At 67.1% G+C, this 12,209-nt stretch carries 10 protein-coding genes; 4 read left to right on the forward strand and 6 right to left on the reverse strand.

The window, feature by feature from the left end; translation table 11 throughout:
- Positions 1-1,133: 1,133 nt before the first annotated feature.
- From D2E22_RS08035 to D2E22_RS08050, 4 genes are all read left to right on the forward strand, one after another.
- A complete protein-coding gene (locus D2E22_RS08035; protein ID WP_126032578.1) occupies positions 1,134-1,751 on the forward strand; it encodes a hypothetical protein in 618 nt (205 codons plus the stop codon).
- A gap of 134 nt (positions 1,752-1,885) precedes the next feature.
- Positions 1,886-2,314, forward strand: a complete 429-nt coding sequence (locus tag D2E22_RS08040) for a peptide deformylase (RefSeq protein WP_126032579.1) — start codon at positions 1,886-1,888, stop codon at positions 2,312-2,314.
- A 140-nt stretch (positions 2,315-2,454) separates the two neighbouring features.
- Entirely contained in the window at positions 2,455-4,131 is a 1,677-nt protein-coding gene (ettA, locus tag D2E22_RS08045) for an energy-dependent translational throttle protein EttA (RefSeq protein WP_095613277.1), read from the forward strand.
- A 305-nt stretch (positions 4,132-4,436) separates the two neighbouring features.
- A complete protein-coding gene (locus D2E22_RS08050; protein WP_126032580.1) occupies positions 4,437-5,348 on the forward strand; it encodes an acyl-CoA thioesterase in 912 nt (303 codons plus the stop codon).
- Positions 5,349-5,383: 35 nt separating this feature from the next.
- Here the strand turns inward: D2E22_RS08050 and D2E22_RS08055 are convergent, their stop codons facing one another.
- The 6 genes from D2E22_RS08055 to D2E22_RS08080 all read right to left on the reverse strand — a co-directional run bounded on the left by D2E22_RS08055 (position 5,384) and on the right by D2E22_RS08080 (position 12,137).
- Positions 5,384-5,965, reverse strand: coding sequence for a DUF3180 domain-containing protein (locus tag D2E22_RS08055; protein ID WP_126032581.1), 582 nt, complete (start codon positions 5,963-5,965; stop codon positions 5,384-5,386).
- Positions 5,962-6,837: a hypothetical protein gene (locus D2E22_RS08060; protein ID WP_126032582.1), complete on the reverse strand. Its 876-nt coding sequence runs from the start codon at positions 6,835-6,837 to the stop codon at positions 5,962-5,964. The genes D2E22_RS08055 and D2E22_RS08060 overlap by 4 nt, the downstream gene beginning before the upstream one ends.
- Positions 6,838-6,946: 109 nt before the next feature.
- The gene (ftsH, locus tag D2E22_RS08065; RefSeq protein WP_126032583.1) at positions 6,947-9,031 is read right to left on the reverse strand and encodes an ATP-dependent zinc metalloprotease FtsH; all 2,085 of its coding nucleotides are present in this window, start codon (positions 9,029-9,031) and stop codon (positions 6,947-6,949) included.
- Complete coding sequence (hpt, locus tag D2E22_RS08070; RefSeq protein WP_126032584.1) at positions 9,028-9,591, reverse strand: hypoxanthine phosphoribosyltransferase; 564 nt, start codon at positions 9,589-9,591, stop codon at positions 9,028-9,030. The genes ftsH and hpt overlap by 4 nt, the downstream gene beginning before the upstream one ends.
- Entirely contained in the window at positions 9,566-10,684 is a 1,119-nt protein-coding gene (gene tilS, locus D2E22_RS08075; RefSeq protein WP_126032585.1) for a tRNA lysidine(34) synthetase TilS, read from the reverse strand. Before tilS ends, hpt begins: the two co-directional genes overlap by 26 nt.
- Position 10,685: 1 nt before the next feature.
- The gene (locus D2E22_RS08080; RefSeq protein ID WP_126032619.1) at positions 10,686-12,137 is read right to left on the reverse strand and encodes a D-alanyl-D-alanine carboxypeptidase/D-alanyl-D-alanine-endopeptidase; all 1,452 of its coding nucleotides are present in this window, start codon (positions 12,135-12,137) and stop codon (positions 10,686-10,688) included.
- Positions 12,138-12,209 lie beyond the last annotated feature (72 nt).

The following is a 12,209-nucleotide window of genomic DNA, read 5'->3' on the forward strand; positions in this document are numbered from 1 at the left end:
AACCTCGCCGCCGCCCGCCGCCTCGTCGGCTCGTCCACCGGCGCACGCCGCAACCGGCGCCGGCCCGGCTCCAACTCGTCGACCCAACGCGCCAACACCTCGTGGCTCGGATACCCCAGCGCGCGCAGCGTGCGCCGCAGACACCGCCCATGCCGCAGATAGTGATCGACCGCGGCGCGTTTCTGCTCGAACGTGTAACGTTCCCCGCGCCCGTCGCCAAGCGAGCCACCGTCATCGCGGCCGGCCTCGACCCATGCCCGATGCCAGCGCGCCAGCATCTGCCGGGACGGATACCCCAGCTCGTTGATCACCGACGCCGCGCTGCGATCGTACCGCTCGTACAACCGCACCGCACGAAGCCTCTGCTCCCTCGAGTACTTCACCACCAGCGGACTCCTTTCCCACCAAAGAGTCCAAGAAATCGGCACCACCTCAAAACGGGAACATTCGGTTGAGAAATTCCGTGTCCGTCATAATACTGGTGATCATGATGAGCATATTTCATCATCGATTCTCGCACGCCGATGTACAAGATGGCCCAAAGGCGAAAGACCAGGGAAGGAGCTGATATGGTTCGGATTCCACATACAAAACAGACGAAGAAGGCCGTTGGAGGGTCGGCCGCATGCTTGATGACATTGGGCTTGGTATTCGGTTTTGCCACGCCGGCCCATGCGCAGCAGAACAGATTCACGCCATACTTCAGAAACAGCGACGTGTGGGTCGGCGATGTGCACATGGATGTGCTTGCTCGAGACGATGCGTCCAAGATGGTGGCTTCATCCAGGTCCCGCGGCTCATACTGCGAAGCATCGCAAGACACCAACCAAAAATACGGGATATCTCCGATATGGGCAAGACATGCGGCGCAACGGTTCTGGCCTCTCAGTCCATCAAATCGGCTGGCGACTACGCCTACTACGCTACCCGGTGACCCGTGACACATCGGTTTGCCGGCCGCATCGCCAATTGAGGCCGGCAATCCGCAAATACCTCTAAGGTGGGTCATAATGTCTTTCATTCGCAGAGGCTGTAGTGTGCTATTGTGCACCGCGCTGACTTTGGGATTGACATCCTGCGGATCGTCCGTCTCCTCTTCCGGTGGATGGAGCGAGAGCGGCGACACATTCCAAATGGCCGGTAGCGTTAGTGAACGTATCAAGAATCTGCTGGAGTATCACGCAGATATGGACCAGTCGCAGCGTCAGATGCTTGAACGTGCACTCGCCAACGAAGGTGAGATCTCCCATGCCGACTATCTGACGGCATGGGGCAACTACCGTCAATGTCTGATCGCCAAGGGGTACAATCCGCCGACGATGCGCCTGATTAACGGGGTGTACATCCACCAGACCAAGATTGACACCAGCGGCATGAGCGAGGCACAGCAGGATAAGCTCAACCGCGACGTCGATGGTTGTCAAGCCCGATACGTGCTTTCAGTGGATGATATCTACCGTCTGAATGTGGCAAATCCCGGTCTATACAGCAATCCCGATGTCGCATTGGTAGATTGCCTTCGCCGCCACGCGCTGGTTCCCAAAGACTATTCAGTGAACCAGTACCGTGCCGAAAGTGAGCGCTTCTTCGACACTGATGTCTCTGATACAAAGACTGAACGCGAGGCCTATACTAAACGACGCGAAGCGTTCAGCTTTGACTTCAACACCCTGCAGGCCCGTACCTGTGTGGACACCAATGACTCCAGTCTGCTCATCGATGAACTCGAAACGTGGAAGCCGCTCAGCTGACATCGCTCACGCATAATGGCCGCATGATCCAAGAATCATCACCGGCACCCGACGCGACGCTGTGAGCCGCCGCGGCCGCCGACTGCGGCCCCGCGCATGCTCCCATGCGCGGGGCACCGCTATACTTGCTGCCCATGCAACGAACGATCGTCACCTCCATCCCGTTCCTGTCCAAGCCGTCCGAAGACGCCGATCCGAACGACTCGGCCGACGCCGCGACCGCGGCCGACCTCGTCGACACGCTCAAGGCGAACCGCGGGCGCTGCGTCGGCATGGCCGCGAACATGATCGGCGAACGCAAACGCATCATCGCCTTCGTCGACGAGGATCTCGACGGCCTGGTCACCGTCATGTTCAACCCGGTCGTCACGCACGCCGACGATCCGTACGAGACGCGGGAGGGCTGCCTGTCGCTCGAGGGCGAGCGGCCGGCGCGCCGGTGGGAGCATATCGACGTCGAATATCTGACGCGGCGCGGGCGCGAACGGCGCGCCTCCTTCGACGGCTTCACCGCGCAGATCATCCAGCACGAGATCGACCACTGCGGCGGCGTGGTCATCTGAGCGTGTGCCCGCGGCGACGATGGAATATACGCGCCGCCGCCGCGGTAGGACGAAGTGTAGACCGCTTTTGGAATAATGGTTGTGCATTTGCGACCGCTTCGATTCCACGAAGCAAGACGGACAACGGAACGGAACCAACTTTGGCTGAGTTTATCTATCAGATGATCAACGCCCGCAAGGCGTACGGCGACCGCGTGATCCTCGACAACGTCACGCTGAGCTTCCTGCCGGGCGCGAAGATCGGCGTGGTCGGCCCCAATGGCATGGGCAAGTCCACGCTGCTCAAAATCATGGCGGGACTCGACACCGTCAGCAACGGCGAGGCGTCGCTCACGCCGGGCTACACGGTCGGCATCCTGCAGCAGGAGCCGCCGCTCGACGAGGACAAGACCGTCGGCGAGAACATCAAGATGGCCTTCGGCGGCATCGCCGACAAGGTCGCGCGCTTCAACGAGATCGGCGAGGAGATGGCGAACCCGGACGCCGACTTCGATGCGCTGATGGAGGAGATGGGCAAGCTGCAGACCGAGATCGACGCGGCGAACGGCTGGGATCTCGACTCGCAGCTCGAGCAGGCGATGGACGCGCTGCAGTGCCCGGACCCGGACACGCCGGTGTCGGTGTGCTCGGGCGGTGAGCGCCGCCGTGTCGCGCTGTGCAAGCTGCTGCTCGAGGCGCCGGACCTGCTGCTGCTCGACGAGCCGACGAACCATCTGGACGCCGAGTCGATCCTGTGGCTCGAGAAGTTCCTGCACCAGTATCAGGGCGCCGTCATCGCCGTCACCCACGACCGCTACTTCATGGACAACGTCGCCGAATGGATCTGCGAGGTCGACCGCGGCCAGCTCTACCCGTACAAGGGCAACTACTCCACCTATCTGGAGACGAAGGCGAAGCGCATGGAGATCCAGGGCGCCAAGGACGCCAAGCTCGCCAAGCGCCTGAAGAACGAGCTCGAATGGGTGCGTTCCTCGCCGAAGGCCCGCCAGGCGAAGAACAAGGCGCGTCTCGAGCGCTACGACCAGATGGAGCAGGAGGCGCGCAACTCGAAGAAGCTCGACTTCTCCGAGATCCAGATCCCGCCGGGACCGCGCCTGGGCTCGACGGTGCTCGAGGCCGAGCACATCCACAAGGCCTTCGGCGACCGCGTGCTCATCGACGACCTGAGCTTCACGCTGCCGCGCAACGGCATCGTCGGCGTCATCGGCCCCAACGGCGTCGGCAAGTCGACGCTGTTCAAGACGATCGTCGGCCTCGAGCCGCTGTCGGGCGGCGACCTCAAGATCGGCGACACCGTCAAGATCAGCTACGTCGACCAGAACCGCGCCGGTCTCGACCCGAACAAGAACCTGTGGGAGGCCGTCTCGGACGGCAACGACTTCATCGAGGTCGGCGGCGTCGAGGTGCCGACGCGCGCCTACGTCGCGAGCTTCGGCTTCAAGGGATCCGACCAGCAGAAGCTCACCGGCGTGCTCTCCGGCGGCGAACGCAACCGACTCAACCTGGCGCTCACGCTCAAGCAGGGCGGCAACCTGCTGCTGCTCGACGAGCCGACGAACGATCTGGACGTCGAGACGCTCGAAAGCCTCGAGAACGCGCTCATCGAGTTCCCGGGCTGCGCCGTCGTGATCTCGCACGACCGCTGGTTCCTTGACCGCATCGCCACGCACATCCTCGCGTGGGAGGGCGACGACGAGAACCCGGCGCGCTGGTACTGGTTCGAAGGCAACTTCCAGTCGTACCAGGAGAACAAGATCGCGCGTCTGGGCGAAGAGGCGGCGCGGCCGCACCGTCTGCACCGCAAGCTCACCCGCTGACCTTCCGCGCCGGCGGCCCCGAAGGGCCCGGTTGCGAACACGACCGTCGTATAACCTGACGGCGGTGTTCGCAACCGGGCCCTTTCGCGATCATGAACGCGGCAGGGCGCACCCGGGATGTTCGCATGAACACCGACCCCCATGAACATCGTCCCCGCCGGCTACGCTGTCGGCGGCAATCGGACGGGATTTGCCCGTTTCTTAACACGCCGCTGATAGATTGCAGACAGTCAGCGCAACCGCCCGCGCAACGGGCGCCATCCGGGCGCAGCGAGATCCCGCCCCCGAACAAGAAAGGACGCCGCATGACGTCGGACACCACTCCCCTGAAGCATCTGATCGATGTGCTGAACCTCGGCGAACCTTCCGTCTACCGCGACCACACCTACATCAGCGGCGAGAGCATGTACTTCCCGACCGGCCGCGTCTACGGCGGCCAGGTCATCGCCCAATCGCTCGTCGCCGCCTCGAAGACGGTGCCGGAAGGACGCGAGCCGCATTCGATCCACGGCTATTTCATCGCCCCCGGCGACATCCACGAGGATCTGCTCTTCGACGTCGAGAACCTGCGCGACGGCCATTCGTTCTCGGCGCGCCGCGTCAACGTCACGCAGTCGCAGGGATCGATCCTCACGGCGATCGCGAGCTTCCAGAAGCCCGGACAGCCGGGCGTCGAATACGCCGACCCGATGCCCGCCGACGTCCCCGAACCGGAGACGCTCAAAAGCTCGAAGGAGCTGATGGCGCCGTACGCCGACCAGTCGAACTTCGCGAAGTACTATGCGTGCAAGTCCCCCTTCGACATCCGCTACGTGTCCCAGCCGATCCTGCTCGGTCCGGACAAAAAGAGCGCGGCCGCCGATTGCGGCCGTCAGCTCGTGTGGATGCGCGCCGACGGCGACTGCGACGTGTCCCAGACGATGCACCGCGCGATCCTCGCGCTCGGCTGCGACCAGATTATGCTCGAGCCGATCCTGCGCCGCACTGGACTGACGGTGATGACACCGGGCATCTCCTTCGCCTCGATCGACCATTCGATGTGGTGGTACCGCGACGTCGACGTCACCGACTGGCATCTGTACGTGCAGGACACGCCCACCGCCGCCCACGGCCGCGGCCTGTCGACGGCGAAGGTCTACCGCCGCGATGGCACGCTCGTCGCCGCGATCGTGCAGGAGGCGATGGTGCGCGTCCCGCAGCCGGCGGACGCGCGCTGACGCGCTGCCCGTCACTTTTCCCCTTCAGGCCGCCGTCACCTGCCGTGTGCGGCGGTCTCGTCGTCGCCGTCGTCCTTCCATGCGACGCCGCGGTCGCGCCGTTCGCCGCGCATCCCGTTGCGCCGCTGCTCGATCTTCGGATGTTCGGGGCCCTCGGACGGCGGCAGCTGGCAGAATCCTTCGCCGATGATGCCGCAGACCATGTCGATCAGGCTCGCCGCGCACGCGATGACGCATTCGACGGCGATCCGGCGGTAGTACGGCGCCTGCAGATGCCCGACGATCATGAGCAGTTCGCCCGCGTACCAGCCGAGCAGCACGGCGCCGGCGAGCGCGAGCGCCTTCGACAGAATCAGCGTGTCGACGGCGCGTTCGGGCGTGATCGTCTTGAGCTGCACGCGTTTACGCGGCTCGGTCGTCGTGTAGCGGCGCACCTGCCATGCGGCGACGAGCACGCCGACGCCGAAGACGGCGAGCATCGCCGAGACGAACCACGGCAGCCCGAGCAGCAAGACATGGTGGCGTTCCTCGAGCGCGCCCGTCGCGGCGCCGCCGCCGACGCCGAGCGCGGCGGCCAGCGGATACATCCACCAGCGTGTGCGATGCGCCGCCCTCATTGCACGCCTCCGATGATCCAATGGTCCGATTCGAGTCCGGCGAACGGCGCGTCCGGCGCGCTGACGAGCAGATACGAGAGCGGATCGCCGTGGAGGGTCGCCATCGGGTCCATGTCCATCCACGGCGCGAGGATCGCGGCGCGGTTGCCCGCTCCCCCGTCGTCGATGCGCGCGCGGCCGTCGGCGTCGTCGATGTCGACGATATGCAGCGTGACGTCGCCGTCATGGGCGCGCGAGGCCGCATTGAGGAAGGCCGTCAACGCGGCCGCGTCCATCGCCGTGTCGAGCGCGGCGACAGCGGTGCGCGTCTCGCCGCCGTCGGCCGTCATCGCATGGTAAAGCGGAGAGATGCCTTCGATCTGCGTGCCCGGCTCGGCGTCGATCGCGACGATGACGTCGCGGAACAGCGACGGCGCCTGCGGCGACGCGCTTTCCATCGACACGACGGCGCGGCGCGATGCCGTGTCGGCTTCGTGTTCCCCGCCCGGCGCATGTGCGTCCTGCGCCGCGTCCGCGACCTGCGGCGCGCAGTCCTCCGGCGTCTCGCCGGAGGTCGCGGTCCAGCGCACCTGCCAGCAGACCGGGGCGGGCGTCGACGGCGTCAGCGTGAGCGTCACCCGTGCCGTCGCGGCCGCCGTCTCGCGGCGCACCGCCTCGGCGACGGCGTCGGCGACCATCGCGCCGGTCTCGCCGTCGTGCGCCGCCACGGTGCGCCGCACGGTCTCGATGAGCGTCGTCGCCGAGGCGCGCGCGACGAGTCCGCCGTCGAGTTCGACGTCGGCGTGCAGATGCGCCCCGCCGTCGAAGGGGTCGTCGACGACGTCGATCTTGCCGGCCGCCACTTCCCGGCAGATGAGCGTATGCGTTCCCATGTTCGTGTCCTTCCTGCTTGCCGATTCGCCGACGCGTCGTGCCGACCAATGCGACAGGCCCGGGCTTTGCGGCGCCGGGCCTGTTGGATGACCGACTCGCGCGGTCCGGTCAGAACTGCTGCTGCGGGATTCCCGCCGACTCCTTGAGCGATTCGGGGATCGGCACCGGCGGCACGTCCGAATCGGGACGGTTCGGGTTGCTCAGCCACACCGGACGCTTCGGGGCCATCTTGATGCCCGCGAAGACCTCCTTGAGCTCCTTCTCGTTGAGCGTCTGCTTGACGAGCAGACGGCGCACGAGCTCGTCGAGGATCTCGCGGTTGTCGGTGAGGATCTGCCACGCCTCCTGATGCGCGGTCTCGATGAGGTCGAGCACCTGCTCGTCGATCATCTCCGCCGTCGCGTTCGAATAGCTGCGCGGGCGCAGGCCGTCGAGCCCCTGGTCGTCGTCGGAGTCGATCCACTTGACGGCGCCGAGCTGCGAGGACAGGCCGTATTCGCCGACCATGTGGCGGGCGATGCTCGTCGCCTTCTCGATGTCGTTCGACGCGCCGGTCGTCGGATCGTGGAAGACGATCTCCTCCGCGGTGCGGCCGCCCATCGCATAGGCCATCTGGTCGAGCAGCTCGTTGCGCGACTGCGAATAGCGGTCCTCGGTCGGCATGACGGCCGTGTAGCCGAGCGCGCGGCCTCGCGGCAGGATCGTGACCTTGGTGACCGGGTCGGTGTTGTGCAGCGCGGCGGCGACGAGCGCATGGCCGCCCTCATGGTAGGCGGTGTTGCGCAGCTCGTCGAGCGCCATGCCGCGCGTGCGGCGGCGCGGGCCGCTCATCACGCGGTCGATCGCCTCGTCAATCGCGCGGTTGTCGATGAGCTGGGCGCCGACGCGCGCGCACAGCAGCGCGGCCTCGTTGAGCACGTTCGCCAGATCGGCGCCGGTGAAGCCCGGCGTGCGCACGGCGATCGCGTGCAGGTCGATGTCCGGCACGAAGGGCTTGCCCTTCGCATGCACCTTGAGGATCTCCTCACGGCCTTCGAGGTCCGGCGCCTCGACGGCCACCTGACGGTCGAAGCGGCCGGGGCGCAGCAGCGCCGGGTCGAGCACGTCCGGACGGTTCGTCGCGGCGATGATGATCAGGTTCGTGTCGTTGTCGAAACCGTCCATCTCGACGAGCAGCTGGTTGAGCGTCTGCTCGCGCTCGTCATGGCCGCCGCCCATGCCGGAGCCGCGCTTGCGGCCGACGGCGTCGATCTCGTCGATGAAGATGATCGCCGGGGCGTTCTTCTTCGCCTCGTCGAACAGGTCGCGCACACGCGAGGCGCCGAGGCCGACGAACATCTCGACGAAGTCGGAGCCGGCCATCGAATAGAACGGGACGCCCGCCTCGCCTGCGATCGCACGCGCGAGCAGCGTCTTGCCGGTGCCCGGAGGGCCGTAGAGCAGCACGCCGCGCGGGATGCGCGCGCCGAGCGCCTTGTATTTCGCCGGGTCCTTGAGGAAGTCCTTGATCTCCTCGACCTCCTGCACGGCGGCCTCCTCGCCGGCCACGTCCGAGAACTTCGTCTTCGGGATCTGGCCGTCGGCGAGCTTGCCGGCGTTCTTCTTGCCTCCCATGCCGAGCATGCCGCCCGTGCTGCTCATGCGGCTCATCAGGAACCAGCCGAAGCCGAGGATGATCAGGATCGGCAGCAGCGACGTGAGCATGTAGGTCAGCGCGCCCTGCGTCTTGATCGTCGCCGTCCAGCCGTTCGCCGGCTTGGCGTCCTCGACGGCCTTGACGATGTCGGCGTCCTGCGCGCTCGCGAAGTAGAACTGCACGTCGGTGCCGTAGTTGCGGTCGTTGCCCGACTCCGGGTCCTTGCCCGAATAGGCGTCCTTGAGCTTGAGCTCGACGAGGTTCTGGTTGTCGACGATCGTCGCGCTCGTGATGTTCGACGCGTTGTTCTTGAGGATCGACAGGCCCTGCTCAGTCGTGATCGTCTTCGCGCCGCCGTTCATCGACAGGAAGAGGATGACGAGCGCGACGAGCGCGACGATCGTGCCCCAGAACCACGGCGAGCGCCAAGTGCTCCTCTTGCCGTTCGGATCGCCGCCCGGGCTGTTCGGGTCGGACGGGTTGAACGGGTTCGGGCGGTTGCCCGGCGACCCGTTGCGGTTGCCGCGTGGCTGCTGCGGCCCCTGCGGGATGCTCATGCCTGCTCTCCTTCGTATACTTCCGGCTTCAACACCGCGATCGAATCGAGGTTCCTGTAGCGTTCGTCATAATCGAGTCCGAAGCCGACGACGAACTCGTCCGGGATCACGAATCCCTTGTATTTCACGTCCAACTGCACCTGATGCCGCGCTGGTTTCTCCAACAGCGCGAAGATCTCGACCGATGCGGCTCCCCTGCGCTTGAGTTCGTCGACGAGCCATTTGAGCGTGACCCCCGAATCGATGATGTCCTCGACGATGAGCACGTCGCGCCCGCGCACGTCGGTCGACAGGTCCTGACGCACCGTGACGACGCCGCTGCTCACCGTGCCCGACCCGTAGCTCGACAGGCTCATGTAGTCCGTCTCGAGCGGGATCGACATCGCCTGGGAGAACGCGACCATCGTCGTGGCCGCTCCCTTGAGCACGCAGACGAGCAGCGGCGTGCGTCCGCGATAATCCTCGCTTGCCTGTGCGGCGACTTCGGTGATCTTCCCCACGATCTGTTCATGGCTCAGCAGCTCATGATCGATTTCATGCTCTATGTCGACGATTTGCATGGGTTACATCTTGGCACACCTCAATGACGTGTTTCTGACGATTCGCTGTGCGTTTTCTGGGAAGTCGCACACCCCGTTGCCCGTGCCAATCGGAGACGAGGGCCTCGACGGCCTCGACGTGGCGCCGGCCGCTGCCCGGCGCGCACATCGCGAGCGTGCGCGCGACGACACGGAAGCGCAGCGCCGCGTCCTCGGCGGCGAGCGAACGCGTGTCGATGAACGCGCGCATGCCCCCGGCTCCGTCGTCCTCGATACGCACGCTGCGCGCGAAGACGCCGTCGGCCAGCCGTTCGAGCAGATCCATGTCGCGGCGCGCGAGCGCGGCGCCGTCGGCGAGCATCGTCGCCATGTCCCGGCCGGCGAAGGCGCTCAGCTGCGGCAGCAGCGTGTGCCGCACGCGCGATCGCAGCGGGTAGCGCGCCGGCAGCGGCTCGTCGTCGGCGACGTCGTCGCCGTTCGTCGGGTCGTCCCACCATGTCAGGTCGAGGTCCTCGCAGATGCGCGTCGTGTCGGCGCGCGCGACGCCAAGCAGCGGGCGCGCGAAGCGCACGCCGTCGATCCGCTGCTCGGGCGGCATGCCGGCGACGGCGTCGAGGCCCCCCGAACGGATCAGGTCGATGAGCACGGTCTCGGCCTGGTCGTCCTTCGTGTGCGCGAGCAGCACGACGGCGGCGCCGAGACGGCGCGCCTCGCCGACGAGCGCCGCGTAGCGCGCGGCGCGCGCCGCGGCCTCGGCGCCCTCGCCGTGGGCGTCGACGACGCGCACGTCGCGCACGACGACCGGGTCGAGCCCGAGCGCGGCGCATTGCCCGGCGGCATGTGCGGCGACGCCGGCGGACCCCGGCTGCATCCGGTGGTCGACGACGACGGCGCCGCATCGTACGCCCCACGCGGCGCACACAATCGAGGCGAGCGCGGCGAGCGCGAGCGAATCGCGCCCGCCCGAGCAGGCGACGAGGACGAGCGGCGCGTCGGCGTCCGGCTCGTGCTCGCCGTGCCGGGCGAAGCGCGTGTCCTGGATCGTGATACCCTGGGCGGCGAGCGAGGCGCGCACGGCGCCGATCGCCTGCTTCATCGTGGCCGAATACGCCATCTCACAGCTCCGTGAGCGTGGCGACGAAGTCGTCGATCGCGTCACGCGCAGCGCCCATGTCGGGCGGATCGTTGACGATGACCGCGAACACGGCGACGCCGCCCTCCTTGCGCGAGACGTTGCCGGTCATCGACGTGACGGCGCCAAGGCTGCCTGTCTTGACGCGCATCAGGCCGGCCGCGCCGTCGTCGGCGAGACGCGTCGCGGCGGTGCCGACGAGGCCGGGCACCGAAAGCCCTTCGGCGGCGGCCGGCGCGACGCCGACCTCGGTGTTGCGCAGCTGCACGTCGGCGAGCGTCATCACCGTCGCGCGCGATCCCGGCGACAGCCCCGAACAGTCGGCCATGACGAGGCCGTCGAGCGGCACGCCGAGCGCCTCAAGCCGCGTGCGCACGGCGCTGACGGCCGCCTCGGGCGAGTTGCCGGTCTTCATGTGCAGCGCGAGCAGGCGTCCGAACTGCTCGGCGAGCGTGTTGTCGGAATGCTGGAGCATGAAGCGCATGACGGCGCTCAGCGTCGCCGATTCGACCGAGGCGAGCGGTGTGCGTCCTTCGGGGGTGCGCATCTGCAGCGGCCGGTCCGCGTTCGTGACTTCGACGCCGGCTTCGGCCAGGCGCGCGGCGAAGATGTCGGCCGCGTCGGCCGCCGTCGTCTGCGACAGCGGCGGATAGTCGGAGAAGCGGTCCGGGTCGGCCGCCGCGCCGCCGCGCTGGCGGCCGCCGTCGACGGCCATCGACGAGACGGGCGTGTAGTACAGATGGTTGCCGTTGTTCTCCGCGATGCGATCCGGATAGCGGTCGTCGCCGAACATCGTGTCGTCGTAGGCGAGGCGCACCTTCGTGACGCCGCGTTTAGCCAATGCTGCCGCCGTGCGTTCGGCGAGCGTGCCGAGGCCAGCGCGGCCGTTGACGTGATGGGGGTCGCTCTGCCCCGCGCCGAGCAGCATGTCGCCGTCGCCCTGGAGGATCAACGTGTCCGCGCCGTCCTGTTCGTGCACGAGGTGGGTGGACGTCGTGAACGTCGAGCCCATGTCGAGCGTCGACGCCGCCGCGAGCGCCGTCAGCGTCTTCATCGTCGACGCCGGCTCGCGCGCCGTGCCCTGGCCGCTCGCGGCGGCCGTCGTGCCGTCCGGCTGCAGCACGAGGACCGAGACCTCGTCGCCGACGCCTTTCGCACGGACGAGTGCAGAGACCGCAGCGGAGGCCTTGCCGGCGTCGATCGCGCGCCCGAGGTCGGCGTCGGCGACGAGCGTCGCGCCGGCACGGGGCGTCGTCGCGGCCGTCGGCGCCCCGTCGACGACCGAGGAGAACGTGAGCGCGCCGTCGACGAGGCCGAGGCCATCGGCGAACACGTAGCCGCCGGCGAGCGCGAGCGATGCGAGCGCGGAGACGACGACGAGGACGACGCGGCGTGCGCGGCGACGGCGCCAACGGTGCAGCTGCGCCGCCGTCAGCGCACCGTCCCGTCCGTCCTGCGTCCCGGTGCCGTCGGCCTGCGGATTCGTCGTCCCGTCCTGCACGCGCGT

Origin of the sequence: Bifidobacterium castoris (assembly GCF_003952025.1) — a bacterium.
Taxonomy (GTDB): domain Bacteria; phylum Actinomycetota; class Actinomycetes; order Actinomycetales; family Bifidobacteriaceae; genus Bifidobacterium; species Bifidobacterium castoris.